19 protein-coding genes are annotated in these 17,454 nt (G+C 69.7%); 13 read left to right on the forward strand and 6 right to left on the reverse strand.

Annotated elements, in window-relative coordinates:
• Positions 1–32 precede the first annotated feature (32 nt).
• Both BM417_RS04010 and BM417_RS04015 read left to right on the forward strand, forming a co-directional pair.
• Positions 33–857, forward strand: a complete 825-nt coding sequence (locus BM417_RS04010) for a class II glutamine amidotransferase (RefSeq protein ID WP_093588319.1) — start codon at positions 33–35, stop codon at positions 855–857.
• A gap of 95 nt (positions 858–952) precedes the next feature.
• Positions 953–1,534 carry a DUF4360 domain-containing protein gene (locus BM417_RS04015; RefSeq protein WP_093588320.1) on the forward strand — a complete coding sequence of 194 codons (582 nt, stop codon included), beginning with the start codon at positions 953–955 and terminating at the stop codon, positions 1,532–1,534.
• Here the strand turns inward: BM417_RS04015 and BM417_RS04020 are convergent.
• Positions 1,479–2,762 (reverse strand): glycosyltransferase 87 family protein, encoded by a 1,284-nt coding sequence (locus tag BM417_RS04020; RefSeq protein ID WP_245821714.1) that lies wholly within the window; start codon positions 2,760–2,762, stop codon positions 1,479–1,481. The two genes, BM417_RS04015 and BM417_RS04020, sit on opposite strands and share 56 nt — an antisense overlap.
• Positions 2,763–2,867: 105 nt before the next feature.
• On the opposite strand from BM417_RS04020, the gene BM417_RS04025 reads away from it, so the two are divergent.
• From BM417_RS04025 to BM417_RS04035, 3 genes are read left to right on the forward strand one after another with little or no spacing between them, the layout of a single operon-like run.
• Positions 2,868–3,908 (forward strand): acyltransferase family protein, encoded by a 1,041-nt coding sequence (locus BM417_RS04025; RefSeq protein ID WP_093588322.1) that lies wholly within the window; start codon positions 2,868–2,870, stop codon positions 3,906–3,908.
• Positions 3,909–3,958: 50 nt separating this feature from the next.
• Positions 3,959–4,495 carry an RNA polymerase sigma factor gene (locus BM417_RS04030; protein WP_177320263.1) on the forward strand — a complete coding sequence of 179 codons (537 nt, stop codon included), beginning with the start codon at positions 3,959–3,961 and terminating at the stop codon, positions 4,493–4,495.
• Positions 4,488–5,516, forward strand: a complete 1,029-nt coding sequence (locus BM417_RS04035) for a hypothetical protein (protein WP_143138489.1) — start codon at positions 4,488–4,490, stop codon at positions 5,514–5,516. Before BM417_RS04030 ends, BM417_RS04035 begins: the two co-directional genes overlap by 8 nt.
• A gap of 2 nt (positions 5,517–5,518) precedes the next feature.
• Here the strand turns inward: BM417_RS04035 and BM417_RS04040 are convergent, their stop codons facing one another.
• Positions 5,519–6,343: a hypothetical protein gene (locus tag BM417_RS04040; RefSeq protein ID WP_093588325.1), complete on the reverse strand. Its 825-nt coding sequence runs from the start codon at positions 6,341–6,343 to the stop codon at positions 5,519–5,521.
• 65 nt (positions 6,344–6,408) lie between these two features.
• Here BM417_RS04040 and BM417_RS04045 point away from each other — a divergent pair, with 65 nt between their 5' ends.
• From BM417_RS04045 to BM417_RS04055, 3 genes are read left to right on the forward strand one after another with little or no spacing between them, the layout of a single operon-like run.
• A complete protein-coding gene (locus BM417_RS04045) occupies positions 6,409–6,783 on the forward strand; it encodes a cupin domain-containing protein (RefSeq protein WP_093588326.1) in 375 nt (124 codons plus the stop codon).
• Positions 6,780–7,214 (forward strand): cupin domain-containing protein, encoded by a 435-nt coding sequence (locus tag BM417_RS04050; RefSeq protein ID WP_093588327.1) that lies wholly within the window; start codon positions 6,780–6,782, stop codon positions 7,212–7,214. Before BM417_RS04045 ends, BM417_RS04050 begins: the two co-directional genes overlap by 4 nt.
• Entirely contained in the window at positions 7,211–7,543 is a 333-nt protein-coding gene (locus tag BM417_RS04055) for a cupin domain-containing protein (protein ID WP_093588328.1), read from the forward strand. The genes BM417_RS04050 and BM417_RS04055 overlap by 4 nt, the downstream gene beginning before the upstream one ends.
• 39 nt (positions 7,544–7,582) lie before the next feature.
• Here the strand turns inward: BM417_RS04055 and BM417_RS04060 are convergent, their stop codons facing one another.
• Positions 7,583–9,307 (reverse strand): L-aspartate oxidase, encoded by a 1,725-nt coding sequence (locus BM417_RS04060; RefSeq protein WP_093588329.1) that lies wholly within the window; start codon positions 9,305–9,307, stop codon positions 7,583–7,585.
• Positions 9,308–9,418: 111 nt separating this feature from the next.
• Here BM417_RS04060 and BM417_RS04065 point away from each other — a divergent pair, with 111 nt between their 5' ends.
• Positions 9,419–10,015, forward strand: a complete 597-nt coding sequence (locus BM417_RS04065) for a phosphoribosylanthranilate isomerase (RefSeq protein WP_093588330.1) — start codon at positions 9,419–9,421, stop codon at positions 10,013–10,015.
• Between the two features lie 85 nt (positions 10,016–10,100).
• Here the strand turns inward: BM417_RS04065 and BM417_RS04070 are convergent, their stop codons facing one another.
• Positions 10,101–10,463, reverse strand: coding sequence for a DUF4406 domain-containing protein (locus BM417_RS04070; RefSeq protein ID WP_177320264.1), 363 nt, complete (start codon positions 10,461–10,463; stop codon positions 10,101–10,103).
• Between the two features lie 49 nt (positions 10,464–10,512).
• Between BM417_RS04070 and BM417_RS04075 the strand changes: the two genes are divergently transcribed.
• Entirely contained in the window at positions 10,513–11,253 is a 741-nt protein-coding gene (locus tag BM417_RS04075) for a DeoR/GlpR family DNA-binding transcription regulator (protein ID WP_093588331.1), read from the forward strand.
• Between the two features lie 2 nt (positions 11,254–11,255).
• On the opposite strand, the gene BM417_RS04080 is transcribed toward BM417_RS04075, so the two are convergent.
• Positions 11,256–12,398 carry a HEAT repeat domain-containing protein gene (locus BM417_RS04080; protein WP_245821677.1) on the reverse strand — a complete coding sequence of 381 codons (1,143 nt, stop codon included), beginning with the start codon at positions 12,396–12,398 and terminating at the stop codon, positions 11,256–11,258.
• Positions 12,399–12,447: 49 nt separating this feature from the next.
• On the opposite strand from BM417_RS04080, the gene BM417_RS04085 reads away from it, so the two are divergent.
• Positions 12,448–13,800: a cytochrome P450 gene (locus BM417_RS04085; protein ID WP_093588600.1), complete on the forward strand. Its 1,353-nt coding sequence runs from the start codon at positions 12,448–12,450 to the stop codon at positions 13,798–13,800.
• A 66-nt stretch (positions 13,801–13,866) separates the two neighbouring features.
• Entirely contained in the window at positions 13,867–14,214 is a 348-nt protein-coding gene (locus BM417_RS04090) for an SRPBCC family protein (protein WP_093588332.1), read from the forward strand.
• On the opposite strand, the gene BM417_RS04095 is transcribed toward BM417_RS04090, so the two are convergent.
• A complete protein-coding gene (locus tag BM417_RS04095; protein ID WP_177320265.1) occupies positions 14,211–16,163 on the reverse strand; it encodes an NACHT domain-containing protein in 1,953 nt (650 codons plus the stop codon). The two genes, BM417_RS04090 and BM417_RS04095, sit on opposite strands and share 4 nt — an antisense overlap.
• A 128-nt stretch (positions 16,164–16,291) precedes the next feature.
• Here BM417_RS04095 and BM417_RS04100 point away from each other — a divergent pair, with 128 nt between their 5' ends.
• Positions 16,292–17,368, forward strand: coding sequence for an alpha/beta hydrolase (locus BM417_RS04100; RefSeq protein ID WP_093588334.1), 1,077 nt, complete (start codon positions 16,292–16,294; stop codon positions 17,366–17,368).
• Positions 17,369–17,454 lie beyond the last annotated feature (86 nt).

The following is a 17,454-nucleotide window of genomic DNA, read 5'->3' on the forward strand; positions in this document are numbered from 1 at the left end:
CCCATGTATCGCTGGTCAAAGGGAGGTCCGTCATGTGCCGGTGGCTCGCGTATTCCGGTTCTCCGGTCTTGCTGGAGGAACTGCTCTACGCGCCCGAGAACTCGCTCGTCATGCAGTCCAAGCACGCCCGGCTGGGCGCCACGGCGGTGAACGGTGACGGGTTCGGCATCGGCTGGTACGGCAACACGAGCGCTCCCGGCCTCTTCCTGAGCACCGAACCGGCGTGGAACGACCGCAACCTGCGGGAACTGTCCGCGCAGATCACCGTCGACCGGGTGTTCGCGCACGTGCGGGCCTCCACGGGCGGCGCCGTGCAGCGGTCCAACTGCCACCCGTTCCGCCACCAGAACTGGTTGTGGATGCACAACGGGCTCATCGCCAAGTTCCCGCTGGTGCGGCGCGAGCTGATGCTGGCGATCGACCCCGTGCTGTTCCCGCTGATCGAGGGGTCGACGGACTCGGAGATCATGTTCTACCTGGCGATCAGCTTCGGCATGGAGCAGGATCCGCCGGCGGGGGTGGCGCGCATGGTCGAGTTCGTCGAGGACGTCGGCAGGCGCGCGGGCGTCGAGTACCCGATCCAGATGACGGTCGCGGTCACGGACGGCTCGACGACCTGGGCGTTCCGCTACTCGAGCCGCGGCAAGTCGCGGAGCCTGTTCCACAGCACCGACGTGTCGACGTTGCGCCGCCAGTACCCGGACAACCCGGCGCTGCACCACCTCGCCGACGACTCGCGGCTCATCGTGTCCGAACCGCTGGCCGACCTGGTGGGCGCCTGGCAGGAGGTGCCGGAGTCGACGTGCGTGGTGGTCAGGCCCGGCGTCGAAGAGGAACTCATGCCGTTCAAGCCGTGAAACCGGGAATCGTCAGGTGACCGTCAGTTGACGAACCGCGATTCGTCATAGCGTCTGGTGCTGCCGCCGCCACGGACCCCTCGGAGAGGTTCCTCATGCTCACCACGGCAGCGGCAGCACTCATCGCCCTATCCTCCCTCGCCCCCGTCGAAGAAGCCCCGGCACCCGTTCTGGAGGTCGTGACCGTCAACGGATCGGGATGCCCGGCGGGCGACGCCGACGTCAAGACCGACGGCCGGACGTTCACGATCGGCTACCACACCTTCCTGGCACGGGCGGGCAGCGGCTCGTCACCGCTCGACATGCGCAAGAACTGCCAGGTCAACCTGCGGGTGAACGTGCCGGAGGGCTTCACCTACGGTCTGGCGAGAACCACCTACGAGGGCTACGCGCACCTCCAGGACGGCGCGAGCGGCCTGAACCGGGTCAGCACCTATCTGCAGGGCACCTCGCCCACCGCGACGGTGAACCAGGCGTTCAGCGGGCCGTTCAGCGACAGCTGGCAGACCCACTACCGCCCGGGCTCGAACGAGATCCAGTGGTCGCCGTGCGGTGAACGGCGCAACATCAACATCAACGCCGAGGTCCGCGTCACGCTCGGCTCCGCGGACCCCGACCGCCTCAACTTCGCGATCGTGGAGTCCAGCCGCGGCGCGGTGCGCGTGAAGCGCTGCTGAGCTCCCGCCTGGTGGCGGTGAACGCCGCCGCCACCAGGCCGATGATCGCGACCCACGTGTACGCGTCGCCGTAGACGTGCTGCTGCCAGGACCACAGCATCTCCTTGTCGCCGGTGCTCGGCAGCCAGGTGAAGGGCTGCACCAGGAAGATCACCAGCAGCGCGCCGAGCGTCGGCCACGCCCAGTTCCTCCGCGCGAAACCCAGGGCCAGGAACGCCGGAACGCACCAGACCCAGTGGTGCGACCAGGAGACCGGCGAGACGAGCAGGCCCGCCGTCGCGATCGCGGTCAGCGCCACGACCTCGTTGCGAGCGCCATGCGCCGCCACGACCGCGAGCGTCACGACGATCAGCGACAACCCCATCCACAGCAACGACTCCGCGTGCTCGCCGGGGTTGATCCGGTGCAGCACGCCGCGCAACGACTGGTTCGTCATGTACGCGAGGCCACCTGCCCGGCTCGGGTCGAGCAGGGCGTGGAACCAGAACTCGGCGGAGTCCTTGGCGGCGAACAGGAATCCCAGCACCGCCATCCCGGCGAACGCCATCATCGACAGCGCGGCCGCCCGCCATTCCCTGCGCACCAGGAAGTACAGCAGGAAGATCAGCGGAGTCAGCTTGATCGCGGCGGCCACCCCGACCAGCAGGCCGCGGAACCGCGGATCGCGCACAGCCAGGCAGTCCACCACCACGAGCGCCATCAGCAGCAGGTTGATCTGTCCGAAGAGGAACGTCGAGATCACCGGTTCCAGTGCCACGGCGAGGATCGCGACCGCGGGTCCGACGGTCCACACGACGTTCGAGCGCTGGGTGAGCCGCGCGGTGACGAGGACGCTCACCGCGGACAGGCACAGGAAGTTCACCACGACCACGAGCGAGTTCGCCGCCCACACCGGCAGGAACGTCAGGCCGCTGAAGAGCACCGCGGCGATCGGCGGGTAGGTGAACGGCAGGCGCGGGCCGTCCAGCGAGCCCGGGAAGTCGACGTAGAGCGCGTGCCCCTGCAGCCACGCCTCACCGCCCGTGCGGTAGACCTGAAGGTCCAGGAAGTAGAAACCCAGGCCGACCAACGAGATCGGCAGCGCGGCCAGTGCCACGAACCACAGCACGCGGACGAACCTGCGTGCGGCCACCCAGCGGTGCCGGGTCAGCAGTCGTCTCCTGCCGGACTCGAACGCGCCGGCGGACATCGGCGGGACCTCGTCGGCGAGCCCTCTGATCAACAGCATCTCGTTCACGACTACTTCTTGGCCGGATCGCGGATCTGCGTTTCGGCAAAGGGAATGTGACAGTCCTCATGGGAACGCTCGGAGGCTCATCGGCCAAGAAGGAACATGACCCACGAGCAGTTCCTTGCGCTGAAGCGCTTTCCCGCGCTGGACGGCGTGCGTGCCATCGCCGCGCTGATGGTCGTGTTCTTCCACTACGGCGGGCCAGGCTTCCTGCAGGGATGGCTCGGGGTCCAGATCTTCTTCGTGCTGTCCGGGTTCCTGATCACCACGTTGCTGCTGCGCGAACACGCCCGCAACGGTCGCATCGATCTCAAGGAGTTCTACCGCCGCAGGGCGTTCCGCATCCTGCCGGTCTACTTCGTGGTCCTGCTCGTCACGGCGGCGGGCCTGCTGGTCGCCGGACAGTTCTGGCAGAACCCGCTCGGCCGTGACTTCCCGCTGTACCTGACGTTCCTCAACGAGTTCGGGCACGGCGGCGCCTACGGGCAGTCGTGGTCCCTTGGCGTGGAACAGAAGTTCTACCTCGTGTGGCCGTTGCTGGCGTTCGCGCTGCTGCCCCGGTGGCGTCCGGCGGTGACCATCGGGTTGATGGCGCTCGCGTTGGCCGTGGTGCCGTTCACCGTGTCATCGGACCCCAAGGGCTGGTCGGTGCACTACTTCACGGTGCTGGTCGGCTGTGCGCTGGCGTTGCTGATGAACGACAAACGGGGGTTCGCGGTGATCAGGCCGTTCATGACGCCCTGGGTGATCTTGCTGTTCCTCGGCGTGCACCTGTCGGTTCCGCTCATCTCCGGCGCGCTGGACGGCGCGATCCCCGGTTTCGTGTCGGTGGTGCCGATCTACGCGGTCGCCGTGGGGCTGACGCTGCCCGCGCTGCTGGCACCGGGACGGGTGCGACGGCTGCTGTCGGCTCGCCCGATGGTGTGGCTCGGCGAGCGGTCGTACTCGATCTACCTGGTGCAGTCGATCGCACACTCGATCGTGCTGCTCACGGGCGCATCAGGCCTGGTCGTGGCAGTGTCGACGTCGTTGGTGGCGATCGGGATCGCCGATCTGACCTACCGGTTCGTCGAGCTGCCGATGATCAGGCGAGGCAGGTCACACCGTCCGGCCGGGAATGCGCCGGCACCCATCGGCCAATAGTTTCCGTGAGCACCGAGACTGCGCCGCCGGCGCGAACAGGAGGGCCGGGGGTGACGAAGCCTCTGGACAGGGACGCCTGGGTCGAGCTGTACGACCGGCACGCCCGCGATCTGCACCGCTATCTGGCGCTGCGGGTGGACGCCACGATCGCGGACGACCTGGTGTCCGAGGCGTTCCTCATCGCCTGGGAACGCCGTGCGAGCTTCGACCCGGCCCGCGCGAGCGTCAAGGCGTGGCTGTTCGGGATCGGGACGAACCTGCTGCGCCAGCACGTGCGCTCCGAGGGCAGGCGCCTGCGGGCCTGGGCGCGCGACCACGGCAGGCGCGCGGTGGCCGACCACGTCGACGACCGCACGGCGTCGGCGGTGGACGCCAAGTCGCTGATGAGCGACCTGGGCGAGACGCTCGCGGACCTGCGGCCGGAGGAACGGGACGTGCTGCTGATGGTGGCGTGGGCCGATCTGAGCGCGGCCGAGGTCGCCGAGGTGACCGAGACGCCGGTGGCGACGGTGCGGACCCGGTTGTTCCGGGCGCGGGCCAAGCTGCGGGCGAAGATCAACGGACAGGAGGGTGACGACGATGCGTGACGTGACTCGTCAGGTCGAGGACGAGACGGTCAAGTGGGCGATGTCGGACGTCGCCCCGATGAGCGACGAGGCGTTCGACCGCGGCCGTGCCGCCCTGCTGGCGCGCATCGACGCCGAGGAGTCCGGCAAGGTCGTCGCACTGGCACCTCGGCGCCGGCGCCGCATCCCGGTGGTGGCCGCGGCCGCCGCGATGGTCGTGATCGCGGGCGCCGCCCTGGTCGCCCCGTCGCTGATGTCGCGCGACACGGGCCCGAGCGTGGGCAGCGCCGCCGCGGCCGAACTGCTCCACCAGGCCGCGACGCACACCGGTGACGCGAAGCTCCAGCCGGGCCAGGCCCTCCAGGTGCTGGAGTACGCCCGCTGGTCGGTGTCCGACGCCGGGCACAGGTGGATGTACCTGCAGGACCAGACGTTGCAGACGTGGATCCCGGCCGACCGCACGGGCACATGGCTCTACCGGCAGAACAAGACCGGTGAGAGGCAGTGGCTGATCGGGTCGGAGAAGGACAACGCGCGGGACGTGCCCGAGAACCTGCACACCGACGGCGAGTACACCTCCGTCGGCGGGCCCGCGTTGCACGACAAGATCAAGTCCAGCTTCCGCGACCCGTCGCCCGAGTACCTCGCCTCTCTTCCCCTCGACCCGCGTGAGCTGTACGGAAAGCTCCGCGACGAGGTGGCGGGCGACGAAGGCCTGACCTTCCTGCAGATGATCAACGACGGCCTGGACACCGGTGTGTACCCGGCACAGGTGCGGGCTTCGGTCTACAAGGCTCTGACCTACCTGCCGAAGCTGGAGATCGTCGAGGAGGCGGCCGTGATCGACAGTCGCAGCGGCACCGCGCTCGGCGTCACCGAGAACGAGACGACCGAGCAGATCGTCATCGACCAGGCGACCGGCGAGTACCTCGGGTCCCGCACGGTGCTGGCGAAGGACGCGTGGGGCCTGAAGCAGGGCCAGGTCATCGGCACCACCTCGGTGAGGACGAAGGTGGTGGCGGGCCTGGGGCTCGCTTCCTGACCTCAGCGCGCGAACGCCCGGTGCAGGACCACCCAGACCTCACCGGGCCGCTCCATCGTGCCGGGGAACCACCCCGGCGCGATGGCCTCGGTCAGTTCCTCCGCCCGTTCGATCAGGGTGCTCACCGCGGGCTCGCCGACGACGACCACGGCGGACCAGTCCACGCACGCGAGCAGGTAGTCCTCGCCGACCCCGAACCGCTGCTCCAGCACCGTCAGGAGCTCGTGGCCGGTGTCCGGGCCCGCGTCGACCCGGCTGACGTCCGGCACCTCGGCGTCCTCGACATCCTCAGTGGACTCGACGGGATCGCTGTCCCCGGCGGGGTCGTCGTCCTCGTCGGCGTGGTACTCCGACCAGACGTGCTTGCTGATCGAGTGGATGCTGGAGATCAGGCCGTCCGTCTGCTGCTCGGTCATGATCAGCGTGATCGAGCGCCCGTCGGTCAGCGTGAAGGTCAGCTCGGCCTCCGGGACGTCGCCGGAGCCGGGGATCGCCTCGGCGTGACCGGCCACCTCGCTCGCGGGCAGAGGATCGGCGGGACTCTGCCGGCCCATCCGCAACGACGGCAGGTTGGCGGCCATGTCGACGACGAGCCGGGCGGCGGTGAAGAACGCGTCCTTGTCGCGGAACTCCTTGCGGCTGCTCGCGATCGTGCGGCCGATGCCGGTGGGGTCCACCCGCGCCTCGACGACGCCGCTGCGCCGCTCACCGTCCCACGTCGCGAAGACCGTGAGGCCGTTGGCCATGCGCTTGCGGTAGTTCTCCTCGCGGCCGTGCCGGTACAGCTCCCAGCCGGCGACCGACTCCGGCCAGTTCTCGACGGACAACGATCTTCCTCTCGACGGGAATCCGACGTTGTCACAAATCGGCGTGCTGCGTGGTCTTTTCTGACATGGACCACCATCCGCAGGTAGAGATCCTCGCCGAGACACCCGCCACCGCGCCTGTGCCGCCAGGCCTCGTGGGACGCACGATCCTGGTCACCCTCCCGCCCGGCAGCCCCGGTGCGCCGCCACACCGGCATCCAGGCCCCATCTACGGCTACGTCGTGAAGGGCGCCATCTCGTTCGAGCTGGAAGGCGTGCCGGAGCGGGTGATCAAGGCCGGCGAGGCGTTCTTCGAGCCCGGTGGCGACGTCATCCACCTCAAGGGCGCGAACCTGCTGGCCGACGAGGAGTCGGCACTGATCGCGACCATGATCTGCGAACCGGGCGCGCCGGTGCTGACGTTCGTGAACGCCGAGGAACTGAAGGAGCGCAAGGCATGAGCCACGAGCACACGCACCAGCTGGACAACCCCGACAAGAGCGGCCCGCCGCCGAAGATCGAGGTCATCGGCACCGTGCCGGGAGCGCCCCAGATCCCGGACGGAGCCGAGGCCATGACGATCCTCGTGACGCTGCCGCCGTCGAGTCCGGGAGCGCCACCGCACCGCCATTCCGGCCCCGCGTACGGCTACGTGATCAAGGGCGCCATCACGTTCGAGCTCGAAGGCGAGCCGGAACGGGTCGTCCGCGCGGGCGGGACGTTCTGGGAGCCCGGCGGCGACGTCATCCACTACCAGGACGGCAACCACCTGGCCGACGAGGAGTCCGCTTTCGTCGTCACGATGTTCTGCGCGCCCGGCCAGCCGATGCTGACCGTCGTGGAGGCGGACGAACTCGAGGCGCGCAGGCACCTCAGGGCGCCGCGGCCGTGAAGACGTCACTGGGCACGTTGGCGCGCAACCATCTTGAGCTGGCACGCGAGGCGTCGAGCGGCCGGAGTGCCGCGACTGTCCACGGTGGACACGAGCGGGCGCTGCGGCAGACCGTGATGGCGTTGCGCGCGGGTGAGCACATGCACGAGCACGAACATCCCGGCGAGGTGACCGTGCAGGTGCTGCTCGGCCGCGTGCGCCTGGTGGCCGGGCCGCGGTCGTGGGAGGCGTTGCCGGGCGATCTGCTGACGATGCCGGAGAGGCGGCATCGGGTGGAAGCTCTGGAGGACAGCGTCTTCCTTTTCACCACGGCGTTGCGGCTGCCGTGACGAGCGCGAGGGGCGGGGATCGCTCCCCGCCCCTCGTTCTCACTCGACCAGCTTGCCCGCGGTGTCGACGTCCCTCATGAGCGACGTGATCTCGTCCGGCACCGGAGGGATCTCCTCGCGATCGACCCGGCCGGGGCCCGCCCAGACGAGGTTCACCTGCTGCGCGGGGTCGGTCTCCGGGAAGTCCGAGCGATTGTGGCACCCGCGGGTCTCCCGGCGTTCGAGAGCGCACTCCAGGGTCGCGCGGGCCGAGAGTGCCGACGCCTTCAGGTCGAAGGCGTGCGCGAGGTCCTGGAAGCCGGCGAGGTCGGGGTGCACGCCGACGTCGCGGATGCGTTCCTCCAGCTGGTCCAGTTCCGCGAGTCCCTTGCGCAGTCCGGCTTCGTCGCGGACGACGCCCGCGTGCTCGGTCATCGTGTTGCGCAGCGCTCGTTGCAGGGCGCGGACGTTCTCCGGCCCGTCGGCGGCGAGCAGTCCGTCCACTTCGGACCGTGCTTCGCCGAGCGCGGTGTGCGAACGCTGTTGTGCGCTCAGGGAAGCCGAGTACTCGGCCGCCGCCTCGCCGACGATCCTGCCGTACACCAGGAGCTCGATCAGCGAGTTGCCGCCGAGCCGGTTCGCGCCGTGCAGACCGCTGGACGCCTCCCCGATCGCGTACAGGCCGTCGACCCCTGTCGAGTGGTCCGCGGGTGACACCCACACGCCGCCCATCGAGTAGTGCGCGGTCGGGGCGATCTCCACGGCCTCCTGCGTGATGTCCTTCATCTGCAGTTCCAGCAGCGTCTGGTACACCCTGGGCAGCCGTTGCATGATCTGCTCGCGCGGCAGGTGCGACACGTCCAGCCACACGCCGCCGTTCGGGGTGCCGCGGCCTTCCTTGATCTCGGTGTACGCGGCGAGCGCCACCCTGTCGCGGGTGGACAGTTCCATGCGCCGCGGGTCGTAGCGGGCCATGAAGCGTTCGCCCGAGGCGTTCGTCAGGATGCCGCCCTCACCGCGGGCCGCCTCCGACACCAGCGTGCCGGCGGCGTTCTCCGGTTCGAGCAGGCCGGACGGGTGGAACTGCACCAGTTCGGGGTCGCGGATCCGGCCACCCGCGAGCACGGCCAGGCGGAACGAGTCGCCGGTGTTCTCGTCGCGGCGGCTCGACGTGCGGCGCCAGATCCGGGTGTGGCCGCCCGCCGCGAGGATGACGACGTCCGCGTGGAACACGTACCGCCTGCCGGTGTTCAGGTCGAACCCGTACGCGCCGAACACCACGTTGTCTCGCACCAGGATCCGCGTGATGTAACAGGAGTCGTGGATCGGGACGTTGAGCTGCGTGGCCCGGTTCACGAGCGTGCGCTGGATCTCCAGCCCGGTGTAGTCGCCGGCGAACGACGTGCGGCGGAACGTGTGCGCGCCGAAGAACCGTTGCGAGATGCGCCCGTCGGTCTCCCGCGCGAACGGCATGCCCCAGCGTTCGAGGTCCGCGATGCCGCGCGAGGCCTGCTCGGCCACGACCCGCACGATCTCCGGGTTGGCCAGGAGGTAGCTCTCCTTGATGGTGTCCGCCGCGTGCTGCTGCCAGGTGTCGGCGGGGTCCATCGTCGCCAGCGCCGCGTTGATGCCGCCGGCGGCGAGGGCGGTGTGCGCGTCCGCTTTGGGGCGCTTGCCGACGACCAGTACGTCGACTCCGCGTTCGGCCAGTTCGATGGCGGCGCGCAGTCCCGCGCCCCCGCTTCCGATCACCAGCACTGACGTTGCGACCTGCTGTTCAGTCATCGCGGCCTCCGTTGCCCGTCTCTTCCATTAAGTAGGACCGGGCAGCGCTTCTGCTTGTGACTGTTAGCTGCGTGACAGTGCGTCCGTGGACACATCTTTAGGATCAGTGGTGTGTTCGTGAAGCTTTGTGGTCTGCGCACCGAGTCCGATGTCGCCGTGGCGGTCGAGGCCGGGGCTGACGCCGTCGGTTTCGTGCTGACGAGCAGTCCCCGCCAGATCGACGTCGACCTGGCGTCCCGGCTCGTGGCGGAGGTGCCCACTGGGGTCCTGACCGTCGCTGTGGTGCGCGGGATCGGCGCTGCCGAAGCCGGTGAGCTGGCGCTGAAGACGGGCGTGCGCGCGTTGCAGCTGCACGGCGACTACCCGCGTGAGGCCTTCGACGAGTTGGCGGACCTGCCGTTCGGACTGGTCCGGGCGACGGCGCTCGGACCGGACACCGACGTGCGCACCGGCGCGTTCGGCGAAGAACTGCTGCTCATCGACTCCCCCGTCGCCGGATCTGGCGAGCAGTGGGACATCACGCGGCTCGCCGACAACCCGCCGACCGGACAGTGGCTGCTGGCGGGCGGGTTGTCGCCGGAGACGGTCGCGGGGGCGATCAGCGTCGCGCGGCCGTGGGGTGTCGACGTGTCCAGCGGCATCGAGTCGAGCCGTGGCGTCAAGGACCACGGCCGGATGCGCGAGTTCGTCGCCGCCGCGCGCGGTTAGACCACGCACGTCGGGCAACGCGCTGAGGTCCCGCAACGGATCGCCTGCCACGGCGAGCAGATCGGCGTCGCGGCCGGGATCCGGGCTAGGCCGCGCGGTAGCCCGGGATGTCCTCGACCCGGTGGTAGACCGGCAGTCCACGCTCGCGTGCGATCCGCACGTCCTCGTCCGCGCCGGTCGACTCGCCGGGCAGCCGCAGCACCGCCTCGCAGCGTTCCAGCAGGCGTTGCGCGGTCGGGTACATGATCTCCGAGGCGATCGGGTCGGTCGGCGAGCTTCCCCCGGCGCCGCGCAGCACGGGCAGCGCGACCCACTCGCCGATCATCGGCACGTGCCCGCTGCGGAAGATCGGCCACGCCGCCTCCTCCAGCCGTTCGAGGTTGCGCGCCATGAGCGCGGGGTCGTCCCCGGTGCCCGATCGGTAGGGCCCTGCGATCAGAATCAGCATGCGACCGACCATAATGTGCAAGACTCGGCAAAAACAAGGAGAAACGTGCATGTTGGCTGCCCAACGCCGTGACCTGCTGCTCGAACGACTGCGCACCGACGGCCGGATCGTCGCCAAGGACCTCGCCGCCGAAGTCGGCATCTCCGAGGACACGATCCGCCGCGACCTGCGCGACATGGCGGCGGCGGGGCTCTGCCAACGTGTGTACGGCGGCGCACTGCCCGTATCCCCCGCCATCGCGGACTACGCCACACGTCAGGGCGTGCAGGTCGATGGCAAGCAACGGGTCGCACGGGCGGCAGCCGCGTTGATCGAACCCGGCAGCACCGTGATCCTCGACGGCGGCACGACCACCCTCGCCGTCGTGCGCGCGCTACCGCTCGATCTGCACGCCACGGTCGTCACGCACAGTCCGACGATCGCGAGCGCGTTGGAAGAGCACCAGGACGTGGAGGTCTACGTCATCGGCGGAAGGCTCTTCAAGCACTCGATGGTCGCGTGCGGTGCCGCGGCCGTGGAGGCCGCACGGAACGTGCACGCGGATCTCTTCTTCCTCGGCGTCACGGGCGTACATCCCGAAACGGGCCTCACGACTGGTGACGCGGACGAGGCCGCGATGAAGCGCGCGCTCGCCCATCAGGCCGCGGACACCTACGTGCTGGCCAGTTCGGAGAAGATCGGCACGGCGTCGCGGTTCTCCGTGCTGCCGTTCGCCGAGGTCGCCGGCGTGATCACGGACGCGGACAACGAGACCGTGCGCGCGTTGGAGGTGCCCGTCATCCAGGCCTGACTTCAGCTGACGACCCTCAGGTAGCCCTTGGGAGAGCCGTGGGTGCGGCCGCACTCGGTCAGCGCGAGCACCCCGTACCCCTCGACGTCGCCCTCGAAGTAGCGCGGGTTGACCGACAGCTCCTCGGCGACGTCGGTGGCCCAGATGTCCTCGAGGTCGTCGTTCTCGTCGCTGGTGTCGTGCGGCAGGCCCCAGCCGTCCTCGACGTCGAGCTCACCGATCTGGTCCTCCGCCTTGAACGCGTCGTAGTAGCGGACGATCTCGCCCTGCTCCGCGACGCACCACGCCGTCCAGCCGTCGCCGCAACTCATGCCGTAGTAGTGCGCCTCGCCGAACACCCCGCTCAGCACCGCGCAGATCTCCGTCACCGGACGGGTCGCGTGCTCGAACGGCTCGCCGAACACCAGCGTCCAGCCGTCCCACGAGCCCGTGACGTACACCCTGGCGCACCGGACGTGCTCGTCGTCCTTGGACCACGCGTGGTGGTCGTTGTTCCAGGCCTCGGCGCCCAGCACCTTGGTCACCGGCACCGGATCCCGCAGCCCGCAGACCTCGAGAACGGCCGCCTGGTTCTCGGTCTTGATCGCGTACCAGCCGCCGCAGAGGTGCATCTCGTCGATGCTGTACATGTCGTCTTCGAGCTTGAACTGGACGAACCGGTCGACCACCTCGCGGTCCTCCGGCGTGAACGCGTCGGGTCCGCCGACCTCCGCGATGCCGATCAACGCGCCCCTGCGCAACGCACCCTTGGCCGTGCGGCGGGTCTCTTGCAGCAACGGCAACACGTCCGGCCCCATGGTCCCGAACGCCCACAACGCTTCCCGTTGCACGTAGTAGTCCTCGTCCGCGAGCACGGGCAGCAGTCGCGCGGCGTGCTGGAGCGCCGTCTCGCCGCGGAACATGCTCGCGGCCGCCCGGCGGATCCCGTGGTGCGGGTGCCGCAGCAGGCCGAGGTAGATCTCGTCTCCTGCCTTCACCAGCGAGAACACCCGGTAGCCCTGCCGCACGACCTGACCGTCCTGGGAGGTGGTGATCAGCTCGATGAGCCCGTCGAACGTCGTGATCCCCTGCTCGCGCACGAAGTCCTCGGCCTCGCTCTTGAAGCGGTCGTCGTCCATGCGGTCGAGCAGCGCCCGGATCTCCATGGCGCGGCACCCTAGCGCGTCGTCCCAAGTGGACTTCCGGTTCCGCCGGATGGCCGAGACCTTGACTCGCAGCGGCGTACTGGGCACGCTGCGAACCGTGACGAGCCTGGCTGAGGAGCACGTCAAGCCGGCGGTGCGCTGGAGCATCGGCCACGCCCTGCCTCGTGCCGTGCTGCGCCTGGCCGCCCGCCGCGGCGACCTCCAGGGCCGCATCACCGTCGAGGCCTCCACCGGCGCCGACCTGACGGACCTGTTCGACGAGATCCGCGCCCAAGGCCCGCTCGCCGCCACCAAGATCGGCCACACGACCACACGGCACGAGGTCGTCAAGGCGATCCTGTCCGACGACGCGTTCGTGACGGCCCGCCCGCGCTTCGGCGCCGGCATCCTCGGCAAGCTCGCCGCGTGGTCCGCCACCGACGTGATGCACCCCGTCCAACCGCCGTCGCTGCTGGCCGTCGAACCGCCCGCGCACACCCGGTACCGCAAGCTCGTCACCCGCGTCTTCACCGCCCGCGCCGTCGAACAGCTGCGCGTCCGCACCCAGCAGATCGCCGACGACCTGCTCGACGACCTCGACCCGGCCAACCCGGTCGACCTGATCGAGACCTACTGCGGCCTGCTGCCGGTCACCGTGATCAGCGAGATCCTCGGCGTGCCACCACAGGAACGCGCGACCGTCCTCGCGTTGGGCGCGGCCGCCGCGCCGAGTCTGGACCTCGGCCTGTCGTGGCGCGTGTTCCGCGACGTCGAGACCGGCCTGAACACGTTCGACGCCTGGCTCTCCCGCCACCTCGACGCCCTGCGCGCCGACCCCGGCGACAACCTGCTCAGCCGCCTGATCACCGCCCGCGAGGACGGTGTGGGCCTCACCGAACGCGAACTGAAGGCCACCGCGGGCCTCGTGCTGGCCGCCGGTTTCGAGACCACCGTGAACCTCCTCGGCAACGGGATCTCGTTGCTCTGCCGGCATCCGGCGCAGCTCGAAACCCTTCGCGCACACCCGGAACTGTGGGGCAACGCCGTCGACGAGGTGTTGCGCCACGACCCGCCGGTGCTGCTGACCGGCCGCATGTGCGCCCGCGACACGACGGTCGCCGGCATCCCCGTGCGACGAGGCCAGATCATCACGACCGTGCTCGCCGGAGCCAACCGCGACCCGTCCGTCTTCGAGAACCCGGCGGCGTTCGACGTCAGCCGCCCGAACGCCCGCGACCACGTGTCGTTCGGCGCCGGCCGCCACTACTGCCTCGGCGCCCAGCTCGCGCGCATGGAGGGCGAGATCGGCCTGCGCACGATCTTCGACCGCTTCCCCGGTCTCGCCCCGCTGCCGGGCGCACGCCGCCGGCCGACCCGCATCCTGCGCGGCTTCGAACGCCTGCCCACCGCCCTCAAGGCCTGAACCAAAGCCTCCAAGCAGGCGAACAGCGCGTACGACGTCTCCGGCGCGACGGTCAACCAGCACGCCGTGTGGTGGCTGTGGCCCAACACGTGCCTGCTGCGCTACCCCGGCAGGTCCAACTTCATGGTGCTGCACATCCTTCCGGACGGCCCGGAACGCACGCGCGAGACGTGGGACTTCTACTTCGAGACCACCGACCTGACCGCCGCGGAACTGGACGGCGTCCGGTACATCGACGAAGTGTTGCAGCAGCAGGACATCGGCATCGTGGAGAGCGTCCAACGCGGGATGCGCACACCCGCGTTCGATCAGGGGCGGATCGTCTACGACCCGGCCGGGACCGGGTTGGCCGAGCACGGCGTGCACCACTTCCACGGCCTGCTGCTGGAGGCGTATCGCGCTGCGGCGGGCTAGTGACGGGCTAGGTGGTCGCGCAGCCGTTCGTGGCGGAACTGGTAGTTCGCGCCGGACTGCCGCAGCACGCCGAGCTCGTAGGCGTCCTCGAGGAACGCGACCATCGCCCACGGCATCCGCCCGGTCATCGGCCACCAGAAGCGGGCCAGGATCAGCCACTGGCCCCACGCGGTGAACGTGACCAGGTAGCCGAGCGCGGCGACGCAGCCGCTGATGGCGCCGATCGCGAGAAGGGCGAGCGGCCGCCAGTCCAGGACGCCGACCACCACCTCGATCAGCTGAACGACCACGTAGCTGCTGAGCAGGAACGCGAGGGCGACCGCGGGAACCAGCGCCGCGGCCTGACGCAGGGCGGTCACGCGGTTCTCGGCCAGAAGGCCGACGGGGTCGAAGGCCCTGCTGATGTCGAGCGGCGACTCGAAGGCCGCGGCGAGGCCGAGCACCAGGCCACCCGCGACGGCGAAGATCAGGCCCCACATGATCGAGTTGGCGAGCGTCATGACGAGCAGGTCGGCCGTGGTCACCTCGTCGGGGATGGCACCGAACAGCTCGCCGAAGAGAGTGCGCAGTGACGTGGTCGCGACGCCGTACCCGGCTCCCGCCCCGAATCCTCCGGTCAGGCCGATGGTGACCGAGCCGAGCAGTGACCGGCCGGTGCGGGGGCCTCGCCACCGCAGCCGCACCCGCGACGGCCTGACGACGTGTCCCCTGACCGTGATCACGGCGTAGACCAGGCCGAACACGATGCCGACCATGGACCCCATGAACACGCCCTCGAACAGTGCCGTGCGCACGCCACGCGCCAGGCCTGTCTCGGCCGAGTACACCGGCAGGTAGATCATCCAGTCGAAGAGCGCGGTCAGCAGTGACACCGCCACCACGACGGAGGCGATGCGCCGGAGGCGGCTCATCGCGCCACCGAGCTCCCACCACGCCAGATCCCGCGTGCCGAGCCGGGCCAGGTGCCCGAGCCACCGGCGGGCGTCGTCGGTCTCCCACCGGCGGTGGTCGCGGTAGGCGGCCGGTACGAACGCGCCGAGCAGGTGTTCCTCGGTGGCGGCTTCGTCCGGGAAGCGCGTGGCGTCGAGCAACGCGGACGGGCTCTCGGCGCCGCTGTGGACCTTGCGCGCGAGGGAAGCCATCAGCGGTGTCCGCAACACCTTGGCGAGGCGGCCGTCTGGACGGGCCTCCATCTCCGCGAGCACCGGCGCCCACGTGCCGGGCAGGTAGGCGGACAGGTCGGCCGCGGTGACGCCGGTCAACTCGATGGCCGCCGACCTGCCGAGCGGGCGGCTCGCGTTCTCGTACTCGCCGAGCCTGCTGGTCAGCAGGCACGGCAGGTTCGAGCAGCTCAGCTTCTCCAGCGCCCGGTCGTGCAGACCGGACGCGATCTCGTCGAAGCCGTCGAGCACCGGCAGGATCCAGCCGTCCTCGACCAGTTCGACGGCGAGGCTCGCGCCGCCGGGAACCTGCGCGTCCATGCCCGTGTGGTCGCGCAGCAACCGTTCGACCAGCCAGTCGCGCAGGCCGAGGCGCGCCGGGTCCCACGAGGCGAGGCTGAAGATCACCGGGACCGGGTCGGAGGCGACGCGGTGCCGCACGAACTCCTGGACGAACCGGATCGCCAGCATCGTCTTGCCGGAGCCGGGCTCGCCGAGCACGACCAGCCGTTCGCCGGGGAGATTCCGGTAGACGTCCGCGATCGTGTCCCCCTCCTTCCCGGAGCCGAGGCCGGTCCGCGCCCGCCACCGGACGGTCAGCGGGCCGGGGTCGTACAGGCCGCGGTTCTCCTCTTCCCTGCGGCAGCGGCGGTGCATGGTTTCCGCCAGTTTCCGCGCCTGCGAATTCACCAGGCCGGTATCCCGCCGTTGTGCCGCACCCAGTTTCAGCACCGAGTCGAATCCCGAGGTCGTCGCCCGGATCGGGAACTGCTTCGACGGCTCGGTCACACCGCCAGCGTCCCGGATTGCGGCTCCACGTGTCCACCCGGCCACCGATGGCCGGTTCCTGGCCTGGTCGCCGAGCAGGCACAACGCCATGATCGACGTGCTCGAAAGGAAACCGGAGGGGGAATTCCATGTCGATTCGATTTCGCACCGCGCGAAAACGCGGAACGTGCTTGTTCGCCGCGCTGACCGCCGCACTGGCGTTGTCCAGTCCTGAGGCGAAAGCCGCCGAGGCGGCACCACCGCAATTCACCGACGGATTCGGCCTGGTCGTCACGAGCAAGCCGCGCTGGGTCGACGAGAACCGTCGCACCTTCATCTTCAGCGTGTCCACGGACCAGGTGCCGACGCCGACCCTCCTGGACGGCCAGGAGCCCGGCAGGCACGCCGTCGTCGTCACGCTGCCGGACGACTACAGCGAGACGACCAGGAACTACCCGGTCCAGTACTACCTGCACGGCCACCCCGACCGGCCCGACGCGCAGTGGAACCAGCGGGTGGTCGAGAAGGCGACGGCCGGTAGGGACCTGATCACCGTGCAGCCCAACGGGAGTGGCCGCGGCTGGTACTCGAACTGGGTCAACCCCGGTGCCGCGGGGCCGCAGAACTGGGAGACGTTCCACCTGGAGCAGGTGATCCCGTTCGTCGACGCCAACCTGCGCACGAAGGCGGCCAAGGCGGATCGCGCGATCGTCGGGCACTCGATGGGCGGCTTCGGGGCGTTGCACTACGCCGAGCACCGGCCCGACCTCTTCGGCTACGCCGGCAGCTTCTCCGGTGGCCTCGACCTGCGGAACTCCGAGATGCGCGCGGCGATCACGGCCACCCTGGTCAACCCGGCGAGCGGCACGCCGACCGTGAACGCCGACGCGATCTTCGGGCCGCCGATCTGGCCGTTCGACGGCATCTGGAACGCGCAGAGTCCGGCGCACAACGTGACGTCGTTGAGGGGCATGGGCGTCGCGCTGTACACGGGCAACGGCGGCGACCTGACGGTCAACCCGATCCAGGCGGTGTTCGAGAACCGGGCCAGGGAGACGGCGCTGGTCACGGCCGCCAACCTCACCGCCGCGGGCATCGGGTTCCACTTCTCCGACTACGGCGACGGCAGCACGTGGGCACCGGGCTGCACGGGCAAGCACGCCGACGAGGCGTGCGTGCAGGCCGACATGAACCACTTCGTCGGACTGTTCACGCGACACGCCTGACGTGCGACGTTCGTCGTGAGCCGAACGGGGCATTTCTGAAACCCCGCGTCCCGAATGCCGTCCCACCTCCTCTAATGACTCGACGG

The organism is Lentzea waywayandensis, assembly GCF_900115955.1.
Taxonomy (GTDB): domain Bacteria; phylum Actinomycetota; class Actinomycetes; order Mycobacteriales; family Pseudonocardiaceae; genus Lentzea; species Lentzea waywayandensis.

Bases quoted from the DNA above. Each gene is read 5' to 3' on its own strand.
- BM417_RS04075 (WP_093588331.1), top strand. From the start codon at position 10,513: ATGTTGGCTGCCCAACGCCGTGACCTGCTGCTCGAACGACTGCGCACC.
- BM417_RS04045 (WP_093588326.1), top strand. From the start codon at position 6,409: ATGGACCACCATCCGCAGGTAGAGATCCTCGCCGAGACACCCGCCACC.
- BM417_RS04070 (WP_177320264.1), bottom strand. From the start codon at position 10,463: ATGCTGATTCTGATCGCAGGGCCCTACCGATCGGGCACCGGGGACGAC.
- BM417_RS04050 (WP_093588327.1), top strand. From the start codon at position 6,780: ATGAGCCACGAGCACACGCACCAGCTGGACAACCCCGACAAGAGCGGC.
- BM417_RS04010 (WP_093588319.1), top strand. From the start codon at position 33: ATGTGCCGGTGGCTCGCGTATTCCGGTTCTCCGGTCTTGCTGGAGGAA.
- BM417_RS04020 (WP_245821714.1), bottom strand. From the start codon at position 2,762: ATGCTGTTGATCAGAGGGCTCGCCGACGAGGTCCCGCCGATGTCCGCC.
- BM417_RS04080 (WP_245821677.1), bottom strand. From the start codon at position 12,398: ATGGAGATCCGGGCGCTGCTCGACCGCATGGACGACGACCGCTTCAAG.
- BM417_RS04035 (WP_143138489.1), top strand. From the start codon at position 4,488: ATGCGTGACGTGACTCGTCAGGTCGAGGACGAGACGGTCAAGTGGGCG.
- BM417_RS04100 (WP_093588334.1), top strand. From the start codon at position 16,292: ATGTCGATTCGATTTCGCACCGCGCGAAAACGCGGAACGTGCTTGTTC.
- BM417_RS04025 (WP_093588322.1), top strand. From the start codon at position 2,868: ATGACCCACGAGCAGTTCCTTGCGCTGAAGCGCTTTCCCGCGCTGGAC.
- BM417_RS04015 (WP_093588320.1), top strand. From the start codon at position 953: ATGCTCACCACGGCAGCGGCAGCACTCATCGCCCTATCCTCCCTCGCC.
- BM417_RS04060 (WP_093588329.1), bottom strand. From the start codon at position 9,307: ATGACTGAACAGCAGGTCGCAACGTCAGTGCTGGTGATCGGAAGCGGG.
- BM417_RS04085 (WP_093588600.1), top strand. From the start codon at position 12,448: ATGGCCGAGACCTTGACTCGCAGCGGCGTACTGGGCACGCTGCGAACC.